This is a genomic window from Dryocola sp. LX212, assembly GCA_041504365.1.
GTDB lineage: Bacteria > Pseudomonadota > Gammaproteobacteria > Enterobacterales > Enterobacteriaceae > Dryocola.
Genome location: CP167917.1, coordinates 2,296,770 through 2,318,622 on the forward strand (window position 1 = coordinate 2,296,770; position 21,853 = coordinate 2,318,622).

The 21,853-nt window shown below is 54.3% G+C and carries 21 protein-coding genes; 5 read left to right on the plus strand and 16 right to left on the minus strand.

Annotated elements, in window-relative coordinates:
• Window positions 1–11: 11 nt before the first annotated feature.
• From ACA108_10985 to ACA108_11000, 4 genes are read right to left on the minus strand one after another with little or no spacing between them, the layout of a single operon-like run.
• Window positions 12–1,454, minus strand: coding sequence for an efflux transporter outer membrane subunit (locus ACA108_10985; protein XEX97979.1), 1,443 nt, complete (start codon window positions 1,452–1,454; stop codon window positions 12–14).
• Entirely contained in the window at window positions 1,451–3,463 is a 2,013-nt protein-coding gene (locus tag ACA108_10990) for an FUSC family protein (GenBank protein XEX97980.1), read from the minus strand. Before ACA108_10990 ends, ACA108_10985 begins: the two co-directional genes overlap by 4 nt.
• Window positions 3,464–3,472: 9 nt before the next feature.
• The gene (gene mdtN / locus ACA108_10995; GenBank protein XEX97981.1) at window positions 3,473–4,492 is read right to left on the minus strand and encodes a multidrug transporter subunit MdtN; all 1,020 of its coding nucleotides are present in this window, start codon (window positions 4,490–4,492) and stop codon (window positions 3,473–3,475) included.
• Between the two features lie 15 nt (window positions 4,493–4,507).
• Window positions 4,508–4,771 carry a YtcA family lipoprotein gene (locus tag ACA108_11000; protein ID XEX97982.1) on the minus strand — a complete coding sequence of 88 codons (264 nt, stop codon included), beginning with the start codon at window positions 4,769–4,771 and terminating at the stop codon, window positions 4,508–4,510.
• A 684-nt stretch (window positions 4,772–5,455) separates the two neighbouring features.
• Here ACA108_11000 and ACA108_11005 point away from each other — a divergent pair.
• Window positions 5,456–6,358 (plus strand): GGDEF domain-containing protein, encoded by a 903-nt coding sequence (locus ACA108_11005; GenBank protein ID XEX97983.1) that lies wholly within the window; start codon window positions 5,456–5,458, stop codon window positions 6,356–6,358.
• A 553-nt stretch (window positions 6,359–6,911) separates the two neighbouring features.
• A complete protein-coding gene (locus ACA108_11010; protein ID XEX97984.1) occupies window positions 6,912–8,171 on the plus strand; it encodes a hypothetical protein in 1,260 nt (419 codons plus the stop codon).
• A gap of 156 nt (window positions 8,172–8,327) precedes the next feature.
• Here ACA108_11010 and ACA108_11015 read toward each other — a convergent pair whose 3' ends face one another.
• From ACA108_11015 to ACA108_11030, 4 genes are all read right to left on the minus strand, one after another.
• A complete protein-coding gene (locus ACA108_11015; protein ID XEX97985.1) occupies window positions 8,328–8,501 on the minus strand; it encodes a YnfU family zinc-binding protein in 174 nt (57 codons plus the stop codon).
• 159 nt (window positions 8,502–8,660) lie between these two features.
• A complete protein-coding gene (locus ACA108_11020; protein ID XEX98078.1) occupies window positions 8,661–8,771 on the minus strand; it encodes a hypothetical protein in 111 nt (36 codons plus the stop codon).
• A 667-nt stretch (window positions 8,772–9,438) separates the two neighbouring features.
• A complete protein-coding gene (locus ACA108_11025; protein ID XEX97986.1) occupies window positions 9,439–9,774 on the minus strand; it encodes a hypothetical protein in 336 nt (111 codons plus the stop codon).
• A gap of 75 nt (window positions 9,775–9,849) precedes the next feature.
• Window positions 9,850–10,128: a VF530 family DNA-binding protein gene (locus ACA108_11030; GenBank protein XEX97987.1), complete on the minus strand. Its 279-nt coding sequence runs from the start codon at window positions 10,126–10,128 to the stop codon at window positions 9,850–9,852.
• 163 nt (window positions 10,129–10,291) lie between these two features.
• Between ACA108_11030 and ACA108_11035 the strand changes: the two genes are divergently transcribed.
• A complete protein-coding gene (locus ACA108_11035; protein ID XEX97988.1) occupies window positions 10,292–11,266 on the plus strand; it encodes an MDR family oxidoreductase in 975 nt (324 codons plus the stop codon).
• A gap of 15 nt (window positions 11,267–11,281) precedes the next feature.
• The gene (dsbG, locus tag ACA108_11040) at window positions 11,282–12,049 is read left to right on the plus strand and encodes a thiol:disulfide interchange protein DsbG (GenBank protein XEX97989.1); all 768 of its coding nucleotides are present in this window, start codon (window positions 11,282–11,284) and stop codon (window positions 12,047–12,049) included.
• Between the two features lie 137 nt (window positions 12,050–12,186).
• On the opposite strand, the gene ACA108_11045 is transcribed toward dsbG, so the two are convergent.
• The 6 genes from ACA108_11045 to ACA108_11070 form a co-directional block, all read right to left on the minus strand.
• Window positions 12,187–13,110: a zinc-dependent alcohol dehydrogenase family protein gene (locus ACA108_11045; protein ID XEX97990.1), complete on the minus strand. Its 924-nt coding sequence runs from the start codon at window positions 13,108–13,110 to the stop codon at window positions 12,187–12,189.
• Between the two features lie 114 nt (window positions 13,111–13,224).
• The gene (locus ACA108_11050) at window positions 13,225–14,673 is read right to left on the minus strand and encodes a tagaturonate reductase (protein XEX97991.1); all 1,449 of its coding nucleotides are present in this window, start codon (window positions 14,671–14,673) and stop codon (window positions 13,225–13,227) included.
• A gap of 104 nt (window positions 14,674–14,777) precedes the next feature.
• Complete coding sequence (locus ACA108_11055) at window positions 14,778–15,311, minus strand: GNAT family N-acetyltransferase (GenBank protein ID XEX97992.1); 534 nt, start codon at window positions 15,309–15,311, stop codon at window positions 14,778–14,780.
• 88 nt (window positions 15,312–15,399) lie between these two features.
• Entirely contained in the window at window positions 15,400–16,341 is a 942-nt protein-coding gene (locus tag ACA108_11060; GenBank protein ID XEX97993.1) for a VirK/YbjX family protein, read from the minus strand.
• Window positions 16,342–16,463: 122 nt separating this feature from the next.
• Window positions 16,464–16,979, minus strand: coding sequence for a GGDEF domain-containing protein (locus ACA108_11065; GenBank protein XEX97994.1), 516 nt, complete (start codon window positions 16,977–16,979; stop codon window positions 16,464–16,466).
• Between the two features lie 60 nt (window positions 16,980–17,039).
• Window positions 17,040–18,515, minus strand: coding sequence for a diguanylate cyclase (locus ACA108_11070; protein ID XEX97995.1), 1,476 nt, complete (start codon window positions 18,513–18,515; stop codon window positions 17,040–17,042).
• Window positions 18,516–18,827: 312 nt separating this feature from the next.
• Between ACA108_11070 and ACA108_11075 the strand changes: the two genes are divergently transcribed.
• The gene (locus tag ACA108_11075; GenBank protein XEX93970.1) at window positions 18,828–19,727 is read left to right on the plus strand and encodes a LysR family transcriptional regulator; all 900 of its coding nucleotides are present in this window, start codon (window positions 18,828–18,830) and stop codon (window positions 19,725–19,727) included.
• Here ACA108_11075 and ACA108_11080 read toward each other — a convergent pair.
• Together ACA108_11080 and ACA108_11085 are read right to left on the minus strand one after the other, a co-directional pair.
• The gene (locus ACA108_11080) at window positions 19,724–20,518 is read right to left on the minus strand and encodes a substrate-binding domain-containing protein (protein XEX93971.1); all 795 of its coding nucleotides are present in this window, start codon (window positions 20,516–20,518) and stop codon (window positions 19,724–19,726) included. The two genes, ACA108_11075 and ACA108_11080, sit on opposite strands and share 4 nt — an antisense overlap.
• Window positions 20,515–21,831, minus strand: coding sequence for an MFS transporter (locus ACA108_11085; protein XEX93972.1), 1,317 nt, complete (start codon window positions 21,829–21,831; stop codon window positions 20,515–20,517). The genes ACA108_11080 and ACA108_11085 overlap by 4 nt, the downstream gene beginning before the upstream one ends.
• Window positions 21,832–21,853: the final 22 nt, after the last annotated feature.

Here is a 21,853-nt window from a genome sequence, read left to right on the forward strand (position 1 = left end):
GGGGAAGCCCTTTACTTCCCCGCTTTCCCACCGCCTAGTGCCTTATTGAGCAGGATATCGCTACTGACGATGCTGCTGTTGAGCGTCAGCTGTTTGATCCTTTCAGCAATCAGCAGGCTGCCCGCGGAAGTGGCTGCCTGCCTGCTGATAAGCCCCCTCTTATAACGCGCGGTGGCGTTGTTTGCCGTAAACGACGCCGCAGAGATTTTCTGTTCCTGAAGCTCCGCCTCCTCATGCAGGGACTCTATTTCGCTCCCCACGACGGCCACATCACGCACTGCCGTTAGCACCGCCTGGTTGTACTGGGAAATCATGATGTCGCGCTGGCGCCGGGATTTATCCAGATTAGCCTCCAGCTGGCCGCCGGAGAAAATAGGCAGATACAGGCCAGGCACGATGTTGATCTGCTGGCTCGAGTGGTTAAACAGGTCGTCAAGATGCAGCGCATCAAAGCCGAAGAACGCCTTGATATCAAATTTAGGGTAAAACGCCGCTTTGGCAGCATCGATCTGGCTCATAGATGATTTCACGTACCAGTGCGCCGCCTGCAGATCGGGGCGACGAGCCAGAAGCTGATAGTTAAGGGAGGCTGGCAGCCCGGTGGACGGTACGGGAAGCGTCACCGGCTTCAGTTCCGGAAGCTCACCACCGCCCACTATCAACCGTAACGACTCACGGTGTTTAATCCGCTGCTGTCTGGCAGAAGAGATCTGCTGTTCAACGCTCAACAGGTGCGCTTTAGCGGCTTCTGCCTCCGCGTGCGATTCCAGCCCGCGTGCCGCCCGCGCTTCGTGCCCCTGTAACGCATAGGATTCGATACGCTTCTGTTCTTCAAGCAGCGCAATCAGCTGGGTGGAGGTCTGCAGGGCATAATAGAGCTGTGCCGTATCGGCAGAAATTTCGAGGCTTACCGCAGAAGCTTCAAGCCTGCGGGCATTCTGTACCCCCATGCCCGCCTCAAGCCTGGAGCGATGCTCGCCCCAGATATCGATGTCCAGCGTGGCACCAAGGCCCACTATCCCTTCGGTATACCAGGGGCCAGTCAGCCCCAGCCCCGGGCGGTCGTTGGCAAAAGGCCCGAGGTAGCCGTTAGATGAAACATGTGCCTGATCGATGCTGGCCGTACCATAAATCTTCAGGTTGCTCCCGGACTCAATCATCTGCACATCCGAGCGGGCCTGCTGCACTTTGGCATGGGCCAGCGCCATGGTCGGCGAGTTTTTAATCGCCCGATCGATGAGCGCGTCCAGCTGAGGGTCTCGGTAGGTCTTCCACCACTGCTCCTGCGGCCAGCTGGCGTTAGTTAGCTGCAAATCAGCGGGCAGAACCACATCGCTGCTTTGGATCTGCTTCAGCGGCGTGTCGTCATTATTCATTAAGGCACAGGAAGTCAGCAGCACGCAAAGCAGCATGCTAAACGGTTTGAGATTATGACGCGTAATCGAATTTTTCATAAGTTGGTAAACTCACGTTCCTGGGCAAGCCTGCTTTTCTGGCTCGCCAGCAGCTCGGTAATTTCGTAGAAGAGGTGCTGCACTTTTTTAACCAGCACGGAGTGGGGTTGCGTGTTGATAAGAGAGTCAGGAATGGCGTGCTCGCGCTGCCAGTTGGCAAGCACTGAAGGTTCGCTCACCGCCTGAGCACTCAGCGCCAGAAGCTCTCCGGCCTGCTCCCGTAGCGGCGCGTAGATCTCATCCTGTCCCAGGCTGGATCCCACCGCTATGCTGTCCATGATGTACAGCACCTCGCGCACGTGTCCCAGCACGGCCTGCGTGGTGAAAATATCGTATTCAGACTGGTCATCACCAGGCGCCCCGCCCGGTTCCAGGGCAACCCGAGCGGCAGTGTTTTCGCAGTTCGCCAGCGCCTGCCAGAGCTGCAGGGAAACCAGCGATTGATCCGTTTGACGTCTGATGCGCACAGATGCGTCCTGCAATATGCGCGCAATGCTTTTCCACAGCTGCTCCCCTTCAACCTCCGGCCATAACAGCACGTGGGTCAGCGTTGCAATTCCCACACCCAGCAGGATACCGATGATTCTGTCGCGGATTTCAACCAGATCGAAGGTCGGCCCGAATGTCTCCAGCAGCGCCAGCGCAAAGGTGAACATAAGTTGGATCCCGGCATAGCTCATTTTCTCGCTTCCGGCATACACCCAGGCACCCAGCGCAACCACGGGAAGCGTCATCAGCAGCAGGCCAACGATGCTGTCGATGTGCGGCATCACCAGGATCACCATCAGCAGCGCAATCAGGCTGCCAATGACGGCCCCAACCGCACGCAGCAGCGCCCGCTGTGTGGTGGTACCGAGGCTGGACTGCGCCACGATCACGCAGCTGAGCATGATGGTATGGATGCCCTGCCAGTCCGTCGCCGCGTAGAGCAGATAACAGATGAAACTGGACAGCACCGTTTTTAAGGCAAATTTTATGAAGGTCGGGTTGAGCTGAAAGTTTTTTCCCGCTTGCACCGTCGGAGACGAGGGATCGGTCCTCTCCTCGTGATGTGAAAAAGCCACCAGGGCGTCCAGCATCTTCTTCAGCACTGGCGTCGTGGTTTCGGGGACCTGCCTGTCGGGCAGCAAGAAAGGGCAGTCTTCTGCAACTGAGGTATTAAGCGCCAGGCAGGCATCACGCAGCAGCTGAAGCTGTTCTTTGCAGACGCCATCATTCGCAGGCTCCAGGTGCTGTGCCGCCAGATACAGAGTTGAAATAGTATTCAGACGCGCAAGCTGAAAGGCTTTAGTGTCCCGATAGCGTCGGTTATGCATCACCGCAAAGGCGAGCAAATGCTGAACCGACAGGATCTTGCTCTGCAAAGTCTCCGCGCTCACGGGCTCGGGGGGTGAGGTGTTTTCAATCAGGCACTCGAGCCGCCGAATTGTCTCGTTATTCTGCTGCAGCACAACCTGCTTAAATTGCTGAACGGGGTCCTGGGGGATAAACAGCAGGTTGGTAATCAGCGTCAGCAGAATCGAGTAATTAATTGCCACCCAGAGCCAGAGCATCAGCCTGACCACGATTTCGGGGTTATCCGTGGCATCGGCAAACGTATGGCTGTAAATAATGACCACGCTGGTCAGGAAGAAGACTATCCCGGCTTTGCTGGCGCGCATCATATAAACGCTGCAGAAGAACAGCCCATAAGCCAGCAGGATCCTCAGCATTGGATAGCTATAGGTTAATTTCAATGTCAATATCGACAGGCCTACGGCAAGCGTGGTACCCGAGAAAAACAGTATCGCGGTCATCTTCGACAGCACAACGTTCTTTTGCGTGACGTAAAAGACGACAATCAGCGACAGGGCTAAAAAGGGGATCTGCAGGGTCATTGACAGCGTAATGACCAGCGCGCTGGTAATAAGGCAGCGCATCATCACGCTGCTCCGCCCCGGGTAATCCGCCAGCAGCTCTAGCAGCGCGCTTATTTTATCAGCCAGCGATTTGGTTGGATGGATGCTCATATCGCCCCGTTAGGACCTGGTTTTCAGGGTCGCGACGGCGGACGCCCCAACACGGAACAGGCTCTCGTCAGGATTGGTGATGCGAATTTTCACCGGAAAACGCTGGGAAACATGTACCCAATTTATGGTGCGTTTGACGTCAGGCAGGCCGGATGCCAGATTCCCGCCGTCCTCCGGGGTGATCCCGTAGCTGATGGAATCAACATGACCGTCGAACTTAACGCCGGTATTGCTCATTAAATAAACCTGCGCCACCGTACCCTCTTTAATATTTTTAAGCTCGGTTTCACGGAAATTGGCAATGACGTACCAGTGCGAGGTATCGATCAGGGTAAACACGGGTTTGCCTGCGCTTGCAAACTGGCCAACGGTGGTTTTCAGCGAAGCGACACGACCATCAAAAGGGGCGCGTATCTCTGTAAACTCAAGATTAAGCTTTGCCACGTCGATAAGCGCCGCCACTTCCGCCCGCTGGGCGACCAGTGCTTCCACCCCGCTCACCCCTGCCTTTGCCTGTCTGGCCTGTAATTTCAGGGTGTCCAGCTTCGAGATTGCGCTAAGTTTCGCCGTGCGGGCCTGATCCACCTCTTCGGCGGATGCAAAGCCCTGCGCGAGCAGCGGCTCCAGGCGGCGCAGCGTGGCGGTGGCCTGCTTCGCAGCGGCGCTGGCGCTGGCAATGGCGGCATGAGCCGAGTCCGCACTAAATTTTTGCGCATTGACGGATCGCTGGGTTAGTTCGATTTGCTGATTCAGCCCTTCGAGCTTCGCCTGAGCATGCTTTAGCGCAGCCTGATAAGGCCGAGGGTCAATCTGAAATAACAGATCGCCTTTATGCACCCGCTGATTATCCCGTACCGGCTGCGCGATAATTCGGCCATTCACCTCCGGGGAGATAGCGATGGTATCCGCATAGGCATAAGCATCGTCGGTGCGTGGGCTGCTATCAATACGCCACAGCACAATAATAAAAACCATGGCCGCCAGCAGCAGTAACAGGAGTAACGAAAAAGACTTTTGCAGTTTTAACATGATAATTTTCCTGTTCTACTGGCTGAAAATCAGTAGCCACGCCACCATCGCTACCAGCGCGGTGAACAGTGGATAACCAATAATATGAGGGGCAAACCAGGCCTTCTTCTTTTTCACCAGAAAAAGATGCAGGCACCAGGTTGCGATAACCCCACCGGTGAGACAGAACAACCAGTCAGGGAAAGAGGCGCCAAAGACCGGTAACGACGGCGAAACGGAGCAGGCTGACAGTAAACACGCAGGAATTAAAATCAGCAGCGGGCAGATATTTTTGTGCATATTCTGTTTCTTATCAGGCGAATGCTGGCTCTTTACTATAGTTCATAACAAAGCGGGCCATATCGGCAGAACAATAAAATGAACTAGCGAAGAGAACGAGAAGGAAGACTAGCATGTGTAAAATTAATTTCTTAAGTTATTGTTGCGCTGTTTATTAAAAATCTTAACCCAGAATATACCGTGCGCCAGGGCCGGCAAAGTTTAAATTTAAAAATAAACCAACATTACAAAATTTAATTAACTGTAAAAACGTGTACTGACGCACGATGTGCAAGCAAACAGATTCTTAAAAATGCTATCAATATCCTTTTGTAAGCATAGCCCACGTCCAAACCCTAACTCCGACCAGCGCTGACATTGATAAAATTCCGCTCATTTCCTGTAAAGACTTAATAAAAGAACCGCCATCAGGACGATACCGCATAAATTCCTGACGCACTCCCTGCTCAACGCTACAAAAGTACACTTAATTAACTCGCGTAGGACGATGGATCGTTACCAGACCGTACAGCCGCGAGATCCTGTCGCCGAGCAGCATGCCATTGACGAAATGGTTGCTGCCACAAATTTCTACCATAAGGCGCTGTACCGCAAAACTTCCGAATGCATTGTAATGAAATCAGCGAACATTCCCGGTTCACTGAGCTGCTGGCGCAGACGCGGCACCGCTTTGAAAGCCAGGGGATGACGCTGATTGAAGAATTACAAAAACAAAGTGATAACGGTGCCAGCTATACGATGGATGCGGATATTTTTGCGGTTAAATATCACTCGAGCCTGAAATCTTTTAACAACCTGTTAAACGTTTACCTGAGCGATCTGAAAGAGAATTATATCGCCAGTGAAAATAAGGCCATGATGAACCTGATGCTGGTGTGCTGCATCCTGCTGATTCTTTATATTCTGGTGATTGGGGCCGTCTATTACATCCGCACGCGGGTGTTAAAGCCCATTATGAAGCTCAATGAAATTACCCACGGTTTAATTTCAGGCGACAGAAAAACCATCGGGCTGCTGACCAACAACAGCGCCGGGGAAGTACAGCAGCTGTGGTCTTCGCTTGGTGCACTTGGCAATAAGCTCAACGAGCAGGCCGAAATGAGCGAGCAGTTTCAAAAGTCTTCCGAGGAGGATACCCTCACCTCGCTACTTAATCGTCGGGCATTCGAAAAGCTGGCGGGTGACATCGTCCACAGGTCAAGCGAGTCGAATTTCGCCTGGGTTATGCTGATTGATATTGACCACTTTAAGTCGATAAACGATACCTGGGGCCATCCGGTCGGGGATGCGGTGCTGGTAGCCTTTGCCACCATGCTAAAGAATGTGTGCCGGGGTGAAGATGTTGTTGCCCGCATCGGCGGCGAGGAGTTAGCCGTGGTATTCGAGAATGGCGATACCAATGCGGCACTGAAATATGCTTTCAGGCTGCTGGAGCAGATTCGCAGCCTTGAAATTACCGTACAAGCTAATGAAACACTGCGCCTCACCGCCAGCTTTGGCATCGCTTCGGGTTATCAAAAAAAACCTTCCCAACCTGCTTTCAGAAGCAGACCTCGAGCTCTACAAAGCGAAAAACAATGGCCGTGACCGGATTTGTTACCAGTCCGCGAGAGCAATAAATGAGGATTAACTGGCGGACAGCGCTACCGCTTATTCAGCCTGCTTGCGACAAGGTTCATTGCGAGCATCATCGGCGCGGGAATAACCAGCATGTGTCCGGTTATAGTCTATGATGCGCGGGTGCATATTTAAGGCATGCAGTAACACCGTGTTTTCACCATGAAAGACCAACAGCACTTTTTAATTTTTAGCCAATTAAAATCTCATCATAAACTCACTTTCGCACAACCTTGTGCAGCGAGAGAAAAAAGGTGGCCGCAATAAATAACTTAAGCTTATTGATTGAATGCAATATCTCTATTTATTCACCAACATAACCGTGCATAAAGATTGGCGACACAAACACACTGTGCAGCAGGGATGTTATTGCATCGCGTCGGCAATTTATATTTAAACAAGAAAACATTAATCCTGCACCGTGCAGCTATTCCACTCGCATTGTTCGTTTGGCAATATATGCGATTAACTCAATTTTATTAATACCATTTCCTGTTTTTATGCAGAGTAATCGTTGGAAGCCATGACAAAATTTAAAACATACCCGGTTTCGTTGACTAAAGCGCTGGTCATTCTGATGATTATATCTTCGGCCATCGTGGCGCTGTGTTTGAACAGCTACCTCGATCGGGCGGTAAAACAAATTTACTCCGATATGAACGAACAGCTGCTGAAAAATGACGGTGAACAGGTGTCACAGCAAATCGGCAAATATCTTAATCAACCTCAGGCTTCCGCAAAACTGATGGCGCTGCTTTCAGCGGGTGAGTCTGCGGCCAAACCGGCGTCCGTCGCCGGAATTCTCCAGCAGATTATCGAGCTTAATTTCAACAACGGTCAGCCGCTCAGCAAACTTAGTTTTGCCACCGCGAACGGGAGTTACACGGTGCTTCAGCGCGATCCGACAGACGGCACTTTTAAAACGATTCATGCATCAGCCCAGACAAACCAGGCCGTGCTGAAACAGCTCTGGTTCGTGCATGCCCGTGAAACCAGCCAGCCATTCTGGACGGAACATACGCACCGCCATGCGGCTGGACAGGGTATGGCGATGACCTGGCGACAGCCGGTCAGGGATCGGAGGGGGAGTTTCCTGGGCGTGCTATCGGCGGAAATTCAGCCGGAAGCGATGTCAGGCTGGCTACAGTCACTGGATACCAATAATTCTCATCGGCTGATGCTGCTCAATGAAAAAGGGAAGCTGATTGCCGCCGCATCCCCCTTGTCGGCAGATGAAATTCAGAATGCCGGCCAGCATCTGCCCTCCCCAGGCCGTACTGATAGCCTGCTTCGTCCCGCCGTTGATCACAACCTGATGCTAAGCAAAGCCATCTCCGATGCGGAGGGCAAGCTGAAATGGACGCTGGTTATGCTGACGCCGGACAACCAGTGGCAGGCCAGCATCAACCGTTACCATCAACATAACTTTGTCGGACTCACCATTTTCATCACCCTTGCATTACTGCTTATCACTTTCATGATGGTGCGTTTCTCCCGCCCTCTGTTCTCCCTTATTAACCACGTCCATCTGTTGGGGACGCCATTATGGAAAACTACCGCACAGGGCACTATGTTTCCGGAAGTCGCAAAACTTGCCAGCGCGTTGGACGATAAATCCAGACTGATCATGGAGATGCTGGATGCGCGCCAGAAGGGCATTGAGCATGATAAGGATGATGACATTTACCAGCCTGTGCAACCGGCAGGAGCTGTACCGCGGGCGAAACATGATTGCTCTGCTGTACCTCAGCAACCACTGTTTGCTGACAAATCTGCTGGGTAAAGAGTATGGGACAGGCAACGTCGGGATCGTTGAAGAGCAGCTGACTGAGGAGCGTCTGAAGGTGCTTGTGCTCTGGCCATTAAGCTCAGTGTTTATCAGGCAGCAACGCTGCTCACCCTTTCACTTTTCGACTCGCAAACGGGCAGGCCTGCCCGTTTAGTCGCCCTTTCGTGGCACAACAAACATCGACTTGCACTTCGGACAGAGCAGCGTCTGCCCCTGGCGAATTTTAGCGTTGGGGTGAGAGGATTTACTGCCACAGACCGGGCATGTCGCGGAGCTGGTGCCCGCGCTGCCGAAGCGCTTCATTGCGAAATCTAAGAGAGACATGATGCTGACCTTTCCATGAGTGAGGTTCATCGTAGCACGCCCTGCACAATAACCGCACAACTATCCTTCCTCCCCTGCACCCACAAACGCTCGCCTCGCACATAAAAAAGGCGCCGTCAGGCGCCTCAACATTTTAATTCATTAGCTGATCAAGCCGCGTTATTTAACCCCGTTCAGCTCATCATCCGGCCAGTATTTGTAGCCGTTGATCATCGCCTGGGCCGCAAGACCTTTTTCCGTCAGCTCATAAACGCTAACAGGTTTCGGTATTTCTACGCTGCTTGGCGCCACGGCGCTTGCGGAAGCGCCTACTGCCGGCAAACCTTGATCGTCGTATTTCGCCGCGACGTTCGCATCGGCTCCCACGATATAGCCGTTGGTGATGAAATCGGCCAGCGCTTTACTGTCGTTAAAGATCATCAAGGTACGCAGCTGTTTAATGCCGATTCCCAGGCCCGCTCCGCCCTGCGCCATTTTCATATAGGTATTTTTACCGGAGCGGAAATCCTTGACGACCCCGTAGCCGCCGCCGAAGCCGACGACAAAAATTTTGCTGCTGTTGCTCGAAAAGACGGCGTAGCCCTGAGATTTTTTGATCTCATTTTTGATTTCAGGATGAAGCTTATATAGCTGAGTGAGGGTATCGTTACGCATGTGCTCAATGGCGGCGCGCTGCTGGCTGGCGGTGTCGCCATCCGCGCTACAGCCTGTTAGCGCCAGCACCGCGGCGGCAATAAGCATTATTTGTTTAAATCGCATGTGCATTCCATATCAAAACAGAACCCGGAAATAACGCTGGGTTATGAATAATGTTAAAAGAATTCGCATGCTAGTCGCCTGAGACTTTTGACGCTGCGTTTATCGTGCTTTGCTGGTGATTATTTTATCTAAAAATAAATTGGCGAATGATAAGGGACCGCCAGAGCGGCCCCGGTCATCAGACCCGTATATCGATGGTGGTAGACTTCACCTGCGTCTCGACGGCGCTTATGCTGTCAGCGCTGGACATCTGCTGCCTGCGCTGCGCCTCCTGCGCCTGCTTCTGAATCAGGTCTGCAAGCTGCTGTTGCAGCATCGCCATCTGCTCCTGCACGCTCTGCTGCTCTTCCTTACTCATCCCGGCGGCGTTTTTCTGAATAAACTCCGCAAGCTCGGTAATTTTATTCATGACGATTCTGATCTGCGCGGCAATGTTCCCGCCGCCGCCGGAGGGGGCCGATAGCTGTTCCATTTTCGCTGCGGCAGCGGCGTTTCCCGCGGAGCCTATGTTCATATTTTTCCCCTTGAAGATGAAAGATCCCTGTCTTTATCGGCACCTTAAGGAAAAATATAAGCCTTTATAGGCCGATCAATCCGTTTTCTTGCTGCGCCAGTTGGCCCACGGGCTGTCCGCCGGGGTTTCCGCCCGTACTTCCAGTGAATCCAGATAGAGATTTTCAACTTCTTTGCGTGCCCAGGGCGTACGGCGCAAAAACTTGAGGCTCGACTTCACGCTCGGATCGCTTTTAAAGCAGTTGATATTGATTTTCTTAGCCAGCTCTTCCCAACCATACTGTGCTACCAGCGCGTTCAGCAGGGCTTCCAGCGTCACGCCATGGAGAGGATCTTTTGAAGGAGGGGTGTTCATTGCGCGGGTCCTGAATTCTGTATAAATGACGGGCGCCATACTGAGCGAAATCAACTTACTCCGCAACCCATTCACCACGGTGTTGATTCGGCTGGCAAACAGGCTTAGGGTACCCTTCGGACTCAATTTTATAAAAAATGCTGGCGTAAGCAGAGGAAAAATAATGAAAGCGATAGTGCTCGAGCAAATTGCAGGCAAAACCCAGGCCACGATTAAACAGGCCGATTTGCCTGCCGCGCAGGCGGGTGACGTGCTGGTAGACGTGGAATGGTCGAGTCTGAACTATAAAGATGCCCTTGCAATCACTGGCAAAGGCAAAATTATTCGTCAATTCCCGATGGTTCCCGGCATTGATTTTGCCGGTACCGTTAAGCACAGCAACGATGCACGTTACACCGCAGGCCAGCAGGTCGTGTTAACCGGCTGGGGCGTGGGTGAAAACTACTGGGGCGGCCTTGCTGAACAGGCGCAGGTAAAAAGCGACTGGCTGGTCCCTCTTCCTGCCGGTCTGTCTGCCCGTAAAGCAATGATTATTGGTACGGCCGGGCTGACCGCGATGCTTTGCGTTCTGGCGCTGGAAGAAGCAGGCGTGAAGCCAGCGAGTGGTGAAGTGGTAGTAACCGGCGCAAGCGGCGGCGTTGGCAGCACGGCAGTCGCGCTTCTGCATGCGCTTGGCTATCAGGTAGCGGCGGTAACGGGCCGCGAAAGCACTCATGATTATCTTTTAAAACTTGGTGCGTCACGCATCGTGCCACGCAGCGAATTTGCGGAAACCCGCCCGCTTGAAAAACAGATTTGGGCAGGTGCTGTCGATACCGTCGGCGGCGGCGTGCTGGCTAAGGTTCTGGCCCAGACTCACTACTCCGGCTGCGTCGCAGCCTGTGGCCTGGCAGGCGGTTTCGACCTGCCAACGACCGTCATGCCATTCATTCTGCGCAACGTGCGTTTACAGGGCGTGGATTCCGTCAGCGCGCCCTTCGAACGCCGCACAGAAGCCTGGGAGCGCCTGGCAACCCTTCTGCCAGAAAGTTTCTACGAAACTGCCACCACGGAAATTGCCCTGGAAGAAGCGCCTGACGTTGCCGAAGATTTCCTGAACAACGCCATTCAGGGCCGAACGCTGGTAAAAATTCGCTAACTCTAAGGACAATACATGAATAGTGCATCAACCTGGCTTGCCTCGTTTACTCTGCTTGCCAGCACAGGCGTGCTGGCGGCGGAAACGAAGCTCCCGGCCCCCATTGAAGCATTGCAAAAACAGGGCTTTGAACTGAAAGGCGAATTTAAAGCACCCGGCGATCTTCAGGGGTACGCCATGCAGTATCAGGGACAAGGCACCACAGTTTATCTCACCCCGGATAAGCAGCATGCCATCATGGGGAATATGGTGGATGCCGGTGGCAAAAACCTCAGCGATGCGCAGGTCGAAAAGTGGATCTATGCCCCGATGGCTAAAGAGATGTGGCAGAAGCTGGAGAAAAACCACTGGATTGCCGCCGGGAAGGCAGATGCGCCGCGTATCGTCTATGCTTTTGCGGATCCGTATTGCCCGTACTGCACACAGTTCTGGCAGAGCGCACAGCCGTGGCTGAAATCAGGCAAGGTTCAGCTACGGGTGCTGATGGTTGGCATGCTGCGCCCGGACAGCGCGCAGAAAGCCGCGGCAATCATGATGGCCGACGACCCGGCGAAAGCCCTGGCGGATTATGAAAACAGCCAGGGAAAGATGGCGCTGAAGAAACCAGAGGCCATTAAGCCCGTCATCAACGAGGCGTTGAAAAACAATCTGGCGCTGATGGACGAGCTGGGGGGGAACGCCACGCCATCCATTTACTATCTGAATGACAGCGGGCGCCTTCAGCAGCATCAGGGATTGCCGGATGCCGAGACGCTGCAAGCGATTATGGGCGGTAAGCCGTAATTTTGTGTCGGATGACGCAGCGTTTATCCGACCTACGAACTGCCGGTTATTCGTAAGGCGACGCCAGCGTCATCCACCATCGTCGGTTGTTCGTAGGGTGGATAAGCGCCAGCGTCATCCACCGTAAGGCCTCATATTCAGAACACTAAAACAGGTTTGCGGCGTCTTCCCGGCACCGCGAACGCCCGCAAAGCCTCCCGCCATTCCTTCAGCGCAAACACGCTCACATCCGGCAGCTGACTTTCGGGTAATAGCGTCCAGATCCCCTTAAACCACTGCTGCCAAACGTCAGGCCGTGTTGTAGAGAGCGTATCGCGCAGATGAAAGCGCTGGGGGTTAACCTTGCTGCCATTCAGCTGATAGGGCTGGCCGCTGAGCAGGCCATAAGAGACAAAGTTTGCGTCGGCGGGCAGCCGCTGCAGCAGTGTTGTAGCCAGCTCTCCGCCGACGGCATCGAAAACGACGTCCGTGCGCCGTGCCGCCTCCGCCAGCCCCGCAAGATCGTCCTTTTCTAACGGTATTATTCCGCTTTGCTCTGTGACAGCAGAGCGATAAACCCCAAAAATCTTTTTCGCCCCCTGCCGCCTTGCCCACTGCGCCAGAAGCCCGGCGCAGGAAGAGTTCGCGGCGGTCAGCAGCACCGTTTTCCCCCGCACGGGCCACTGGTTCAGCATCACCCAGGCGGCCAGCGGGTTGATATAGCCGCGAGCTGCCAGCATATCGGGGATCTCGTCCGGTACGAGTACCGCAAGGCTTGCATCACAATCCACAAACCGTTGCCATGTCCCCTCCCCACGCAGCGGCAGAACGCGCAGGCCCGACAGCGCCAGATTATCCGCCTCAACCACAACACCCATGCCTTCGTAGCCAGCAATTTTTGGCGGCAGAACACGATGGCGATAAGCGCCGGTAATAGGGATCAAATCGGAAGGATTAAGGGGTGAATAGCGCATCTGCACGCGCAGCATGCCGGGCTTACAAGCTGGGAGGGGGTAAGATTCAAGTGTTAAGACATCTTCGGGGTGCCCGAACTGACGAAACCAGAGCGCGGTATTGTCCATGAAAAGTGCCTGCCAGCCGAAATGACAGGCACTATATCACGCTGGGTCTGGCCCGTAGCATGAGCCGCAGCATAATGATCTGTCGGAAGACGCTGCGCTTTTCCGACCTTCGCTTTATATCTTCGCCATGGCTGTACGCATGCCCAGACTCTGAATTAGCTGCAGATTAGCAGCCACCTGGGCGGTCAGACCCGGCACCTGCGTTAAATCCTGTTCCCAGTGCGCGCTGTCGCTAAGGACTTCTGCAACCAGCTGCTGAATGGTAATTTGTTGGTCACGCAGCTGCGCCCACAGCTGCTGGTAGCGTACCAGCCAGTGCTCATCGTCCTGCAGCGGGTAACGTTCACCGTTGCGCTCGCCCTGATAAAACGCGATCAGCGCTGCCAGCGCGAAGGTCAGGCGCGGTGGCAATATTCCGTTCGCCTGCTGTCCGGCCAGGAGCTGCGGTAGGATACGGGTGCGGAATTTAGTCATGCCGTTCAGCGCAATAGACAGCAGCTGGTGCTGAATGTATGGGTTGCGGAACCGACCAGTGACCGCTTCCGCAAAGGTTAACAACTCGTCGCGCGGCAAATCCAGCACCGGAATAATCTCCTCGGCTATGGTCTTTTCCACAAAGCGGCACACGTCCAGGTCGTTCATCGCTTCGCCAACGGTATTCAGCCCGGCCAGATACGCCACAGGCACCAGCGCGGTGTGCGCGCCGTTCAGAATGGCAACTTTTCGGGCTTTGTAGGGTTTGATGTCGTCAACAATCAGCACGTTGAGGGGATATTTATCCAGACGCAGCTCTTTTTCCAGCCACGCAGGCCCCTGGATAACGAACAGATAGAAGTGTTCAGCCGCTGCCAGAAAAGTGTCCTTGTAACCCAGATCCTGCTCAATGGCGGAGGCTTCTTCGCGGGGGTAGCCGGTCACGATGCGGTCAACCAACGTTGAACAAAACGTGTTGGCCTCATCCAGCCATTCGGTAAAGGCGGCTGGCAGCGCCCATTCCTGCGCATAGCGGAGCACCAGTTCCCGTAAGGCTTCGCCATTATAGTCGATAAGCTCGCAGGGAATGATGACCCAGCCCATGTCGGCGGCCCCGTCGAAATGGCTGAAGCGCTCGAAGAGCAGGCGCGTCAGTTTAGCCGGGTAGCTCACCGCAGGCGCATCTTCAAATTTATCGCCTGCGTGATAGCTGATGCCTGCTTCGGTGGTGTTTGAAAAGACGAAGCGAACATCCGGATTGTGCGCCAGCTTCAAGTAGGACTCGTAATCCTGATAGACATTAATCTCACGGTTAACGGAGCGAATCAGACGCGCATCGCTGACGGCTTCGCCCTGCTCGTTCAGGCCGCGAATTACGGTGGTGTACAACCCATCCTGAGTGGACAGCGATGGCGGAAACGCGCTGTCAATCGGGCGAACGATTTCGATGCCCGCGTTGAGATCGGTGTGTTCATTGAGTAAATCGATTTGCCAGTCGATAAAGGCACGCAAAAAGTTGCCTTCACCAAACTGAATAATGCGGGTGGGATACTGAGCGCCGGGAAAATCATGACGATTAAGCGTTTTCACTATAGGATTCCTTCGTTAGCAGAGGTAAGGACGACGACAGACACGTCCAGCTAACGTAGCAGAATCTTTAGCGCTAAAACCCCGTTTTGATCAAGTCAAAGTTATTATACCAATTTCAGATGCTTAAAATAGAAAGTCGTTGAACATAAGGCACCATCGGGCGTTAACGCATAATCAGGGATGGTTCCGCTTCTGACCCAGCGCAGGCTTTGGTATAACATCTCAGCGTCACTTCCCGTCGCGGTGTCCAGCACAAGCACCGTTTTGCCGACCTGTCTGGCAGTAGCTTCAAGCTGACGCATGAGTTTTTGCGCGATGCCCCGGCGGCGTGCGCGTGGATGCACCAGCAATTTGGAGACGTCTGCACGATGGGGCTGGTTTTCCGGCTGGCTGGTAATCAGCTGAACGGTGCCGACGATCTGCTGGTTTTCATCTTCGACAATCAGCACGATTCGTTCGTTATTGCCCACGCTTAGCGCGACGCTTTGCCAAAATTGTGTCGCTTTGCTGACGGAAAGCGGGTGCATAAAGCTGACGGATGCCCCACCGGCCACGCATTCAATGAGGACTTCATTGAGCTGCGGGATACGGGAGGCAAACTCGGAAAATGGCAGTGCGCGAATGAGCCGATCGGTCATCGCTATCTCTCCGTTAAATGGCGGTTTTTTGCCATACCATAGTAGAGAGCTGGTGCCCGGCGTCAATCGCCCGGGTCAGAGGAATTACTTATCTCAGCAGGGCAAATTCTTGCTTCAGCGCATCCAGCAGCGCATAACGCTTACGGTATTCCGAGCGTTTTTTGCTGGGAATTTCGCTCAGATCTTTTTGCGGCAGCGAAAGCGGCAGGCTGAAAAGATGAGTGTCATATTTTTCTCCACCGACCGATTTCCAGAATTCGTTATAGCTGGCGTGAAAGTGCTTGCCTTTGCTCAGGCGGTAGCGCAGCCCGCGAAATACATGGCCTTCGTCGCTGACGCCGTATACAGCCTTGATAGTCTGCCGCTGCGCCAGCAGCCACAGAGTTTCCATCAGCAGTCGCTTGGGGAAAAGGCCATGACAGACTTTAGTAGCGATTTTAATTGTCTGATGCGGTACGTGACGGCTCGCGCCCTGCAGCCCGCCGATGACAATCTGCTGCTTGCCCGCTGAACCCGTGACGCAAAAAGTAACCGATGCCAGCAGCGTTTCGTTCATATACAGCCACAGCGTACTTTCCCCTTCACGCTCCGCACCGCTGGCGGAGCTGGCGCGAACAGTTATCTCCTCACCCTCTTTCCCCGTCAGGTGAATTAACGGGACTTTATCCACTGAGGTCAGCGCCTGGCCTAACTGTCCTGCATCAAGCCTGTCTATAAACGCGTAGTGACTAACAATAGCATCGACGCGTGAAGCCGCGCCCAGGCCCAGATGCAAATAATGACGATGGATTTTACTGGGTAATGTTTTCTGGGCCGAAAGCAGCGCCGAAAAATGACGATTGCGTGTCATCTCGTTAAAGAAACGCAGCGTCTGGCGGGGGGCTAAGAGCGTGCGCAGACAGAATTTTGCCCGATAGGCTTTTTCACGCCAGATATCAGCGGGAATAAGTCCTCCGCCAATTAAAGCCATAATCGTCGACAGCCCTGTATTTTCAGCCTGCAGCGTCTCGTGCTGGTCAAGAATAGTCATTTCCCCTCGCCTCAGAATCCTTAAATTCAACGGGCAAAGTTTATGAGGGGGAACTTATACGTAATTACAACGGCGTTATGAAAACTTCGGGCCGGTCGGTATTGAGCACGGAATGTAAAAACTCAATGACCGACGGATTTTTGATGGATCGCTTTCATCTTTTGCATCTCATTTTCAGCGCGACGGAGAATATCCGCCCTGCCGGAAAACACCAGCTCATTGTATTCGACAATGCCCACCGAATAATTGAGCTGCCACGGCTGGCCGGAGGTGCGATTAAAGTCACCTACCTGCTCACGCAGATACTCCAGCGCAATAAAGGCACCGGCTTCGTCCGTATCGGCAAAAATAATCGCAAACTTGTCACCGCCGGCACGGGCAATGACGTCAGTATCGCGGAAAGCATTTTTCATCAGGCCAGCCATTGCTACAAGCGCTTTATCGCCCTCTTCAAGACCGCAGCGGCTATTGATCTGCCCAAAATTATCAAGACCGATAAACGTAATACTGAGCGGCTCGGCCCGGCGTTGGGACGCCACCATCAGGTAATCCGCAAGGAGATTGAACCCCCGCTGATTCAGCAGGCCGGTGAGTTCATCAGTGGTTGCGACGTCACGCGGTGGGGATTCAGAATTCATGAGCTGCCTTCCTGTGGGTAAAATTTCCAGATAAAAGACCAGCTACGCTTCGTCCTCGGCTTAGGGAGCAGATTGTAAAGAGGCGCTAACGTCCTGCGGGCCAACGGATGATGTGCTGGTCTGGTTGCGGCCATTGCGTTTCGAAGTATAGAGGTTCCTGTCCGCCTCATGGACCAGCTCGTTAAAAAGATCCAGTAATGGGCTACGGGTGATGCTGGCCGTTGCAAGCCCGACGCTGACGGTGACATATAGGCTCTCCTGCTGATAGCGGAAAGAATCCAGCTCTATGCTTTTGCGCACCCGCTCTGCCAGGGCAAAGCCCTGAGCCTCATTTTCTACGCCTGCCACGACTACAAACTCCTCGCCTCCCATGCGTGCCACCAGCCCTTTTTCCCCGACAGCTTGCCGTAGCTTAGTGGCGAAAGAGGCCAGGACTATGTCGCCGCACTCGTGGCCGTAGTTATCGTTAATGCGCTTGAAGAAATCGATATCCAGCAGCATGACGCACAGGATGGAATTATCTTTTCCGGCTAACGGGTGCCGCGCCGTTTTCAGCGATTCAAACAGGCCAGAGCGGGAATAGACGCCGGTCAGATAATCGAAATCGGCGCGCAGCGAGGTCTGCTTAATCAGCTGGTTAATGGCATCCACGCTCACGGACACAATTAGCGGGCAGATGGCAATGGTGGCGATCCCCAGCCGTGCGGAAAACATCTGGTTTACCAGCAGCGGCTGGTCGGCATTAATGCTAATCACCGAGCTGGCCACCAGAATGATTTCCGTGCCGCCGGTCAGCAGCGTGACCAGCGCCGTAATCGGCAGCGGGTAGCGAATGGCACACCAGATAAGCGCCGGTAGCGGGAACGCCAGGCTGCCCGCACCGCCGATGACCACCGAGGCACAAAGAGAAACCACCAGCCCCACCAGGGGATAGAGTTTTGAGAGTCTGAACGGGGGGATTTTGCTCCAGTCCGGCCATTTTGCCGACAGCAGGCACGGGAGCATCAGCACCCCGGTGGAAAATTGCTCGCTGACCCAGTCGGCATATAATGGTAACAATCTGGGATAATCGCCAATGTTATCAACTGAACCAAGTGCGCCGACTAAAGAGCAAAATATCGCGCCAATCAGGCTAAAGTGAAAAATATTAAAAGCGTTAACCGCCCAGTTATTGTCGCTGTGCTGATAAGAATAACGAAGTAATAATCGCGCGACGGTAATAATAAATACCATATTTGAACAATTGATGATTAACGACTGCCAGCCCCAGGAGGCAGTGAAGGCGTCGTAGACGATCATCGCGCAGTAGCACAGGGCGTAGTAAAGCGCACGGTTAAGAAAGGGATTGCGAACGAAGACCGCCGCCAGCACGGCGTTTAGCGGCCAGAAAAGCGACAGTTCGTCTATCAGACGCAGCGCGGCGCCAAAGAAATAAAACAGCGTGGTGATAACAAATATCCCGATAGCATTGACCAGCGTTTTGTCCGGGGAAAATAGAACCAACTTCTTGTGGCTAGCCATGCGATTCAGATTCATATGTAGGCGTTCACGTGACGGGAAAATAAGCCCGTGGGAGAGAGAGGAAATTTGAATTTATAGTAGCATGTTTTCCCACCACCCGATCGGATGAGTCTGATTAAGTAATAAATTCAAAACCCTGCTGATAACGAGGATAATAATCTTTCATTAACCGCAATATACCAAAGGGTATTTGGGCTGGCGTTTTTTCAGGATATTTGGCCGCTCTCCACGGCTGTCGTCCGTCCGGGAGGAAAAAGACAAAAACCTGTCCCTGATAAACATCAATGCGCTACAGTGGGATGTTGATAAATTGTTAAGGAACGCCCCTTGCCCAACTTCGATTTACAGGATCTTTACGCCTTCCTCGCCCTGAGCGAGCACGGCAGCTTCCGCTACGCCGCCGAGGCTATCTGTATTTCACAGTCCGCGCTGAGCCGCCGCATTGAAAAGCTGGAGAACCTGCTGGGCGTCAGATTGTTTGACAGAACCACCCGCCGGGTCACGCTAACGCAGATCGGCAAAACCTTCGCGCCGCGGGCGCAGCATCTGCTGCTTGAATTTGAGGATGCTTTAGCGGGGATTGGCGACCGCGCGGCGCACGGAACGGGGCTGGTTACGGTTGCCTGCGTTCCCTCCGCGGCGAACTATTTTATGCCGCAGGTGATAACCCGCTTCAGAACGCGCTTCCCGAAAGCGAGGATTAAAGTTGTCGACACCAGCGCGGGGGAAGTTGCTTCGGCTGTTCAGCACCACCAGGCGGATTTTGGCCTGAGCTTTCTGTCCAGTATCGACATCGGCCTGATCTTTATGCCGCTGGTAGATGAAACCTACCGCGCCGTCTGCCGCCGGGACGATCCGCTGGCCCGGCGCGCCAGCCTCAGCTGGGCGGAGTTTTTCGCGGGCGACTATATCTGGCTGGATAAACCGTCGGGGAACCGGCAGCTTCTCGATCAGGCTCTCGGCAGCATCAAGCCCGCCAGGCCGCCGGTATGTGAAACGCGACACGTTACGGCGATGCTCAGCATGGTCAATGCCGGGTTGGGTATAGCGGCAGCTCCGGAGATGGCCGTGCCGGACTACGCTGGCTCGTCACTGGTGCAGATTCCCCTCACCGACCCGGTAGTAAAACGCCAGGTCGGGCTCGTCAAAAAAGCGGGTAAAGCGCTCTCCCCGCTTGCCGCCGGGCTTGAAGCCGAGATCGTCTCTTTTTATCAGGCCAGCGCTTAAGCTGCGCAGTCGTTCAGTTTGGCTGGCAAAACAGTAAGCCCGGTTTTCTCTACCGTGGCCTTCGCGTCTGCGGAGGCAAGATAGCAAAGCAGCTGGCGGGCGTGCTGCTGGTGGGAAGATTTCGCCACCACGGCTCCGGCAAAACGGGTCACATACTGCACAGACTCGGGTACGGGGCCAATAAATGTGGCTCCTGGCACCGGCAGCAGCTCGCTTATCTGCTGAAAGCCGATCTCCTCATCACCTTTCGCAACCACCGTGGCAACGGGGATCTTTTCGATCATCTTCGCCTTCGCCCTGACCTCGTCCGCAATGCCTAACTTGATGAAAAAATCGCTCTGCACGTAGCGCCCGCTGGCGCTGTCGGAATAGGCGACAGATTTCGCCTGCAATAACACCTTCCTGAGTGACTCCACGGTGCTGATGTCCGGCACGGGGCTGCCCTTGCGCACCACGGCGCCAATACGGGAATCCGCCAGCTCCGTTCTGCTGCCGGACGCGATCCTGCCGGAATGCTGTAGCGCATCCAGCGCGTAGCCCACCATAATCACCACATCCGCCTGCTGGCCGTTATCAAGACGATTAGGGATCGCCTCGGGAGATTTTCCCATCGACGGGCCGTGAATGATGCGCAGCGTATCGCCGGTTTTTTGTTGATATCCCGGAGCCAGCCCGTCAAGAGCGGCGGAAAAACCGCCGGAGATCATTACGGTAATGTCCTGCGCGTTAGCAACGGCGCTGAAGCTGCCCGCTACCAGCAGCAGCGGGATGAATACGGCCTGATTTTTCACGCCTTCTCCTTAGCCAGACGGGCGGTACCGAACTGCTGATGTGAAGCGCGGCGGTAGAGATACAGGGTTGCCAGCAGCGCGCAGACAGCAGCGAAGCTCATCCAGTAGCCGGGGGCGGCTTTGTCGCCGGTGTACTGAATCAGCGCCGTTGAGACAGCCGGGGTGAAGCCGCCAAACAGGGCTGTCGCCAGGCTGTAGGCCAGCGAGAAGCCCGCAACCCGAACCTCCAGCGGCATGATTTCGGTGAGCGCAGGGACCATCGCCCCGTTGTACATGCCATAGATAAATGACAGCCACAGCAGCACGCCCAGCATCATGCTGAAATCGGGGGCGTGGGTAAGCATCCGCAGCGCGGGCCAGGTTGTGGCGATTGCCAGCACGGTCATCGCCAGTAGCACGGGTTTGCGTCCGATGCGGTCAGAAACCATGCCGCCAATCGGCAACCAGATAAAGTTGGAAATGGCGACCAGCAAAGTAACGAGCAGGCTGTCCGATGCGCTAAGGTGCAGCACTTTCTTGCCAAAGGTTGGCGCGTACACCGTGATCAGGTAGAAAGCCGTCGTGGTCATCGCCACCATAAACATCCCGGCCAGCACCACGTGCCAGTTCGCCATTAAAATCCTGACGGACTGTTTTAACGTCGGGTGGCTCTGGCGTTTGGCATATTCCGCCGTCTCGTTGAGATTTTTACGCAGGATGAAAATAAAAGGCACGATCAGGCAGCCGATGGCGAAGGGTATTCTCCAGCCCCAGTCATGAATCGTCGATTCGCTAAGGGCCTGATTAAGGATATAGCCCAGCGCTGCCGCCGCCATAATGGAAACCTGCTGGCTGCCGGACTGCCAGCTGGTGTAGAACCCCCTGCGGTTCGGCGTCGCCATCTCCGCCAGATAGACGGACACGCCGCCCAGCTCTGCTCCGGCAGAGAATCCTTGCAGTAAGCGCCCGCTGAGCACCAGCAGCGGCGCCCAGATGCCGATAGTGTCGTATCCCGGCACGAGCACAATCAGAAACGTCCCCGTCGCCATAATAGACAAGGTGCCAATCAGGCCTTTTCGACGCCCTACTTTGTCAATCCATGCACCGAGGATCACCGCGCCCAGCGGGCGCATCAGGAAGCCTGCCCCGAAGACGCCAAAGGTCATCATCAGCGAGGTGAATTCATTTTCCGCCGGGAAGAAGGTATGGGCGATGTAGGTGGCATAAAAGCCAAACAGGAAAAAGTCGAACTGCTCGAGGAAGTTTCCCGACGTGACCTGCAGGATCGCTTTGGCCTTCGCGCGGACGGTGGTAAGAGGGATAGCAGCTGGCATTCAGCACTCCATTATTAACAAC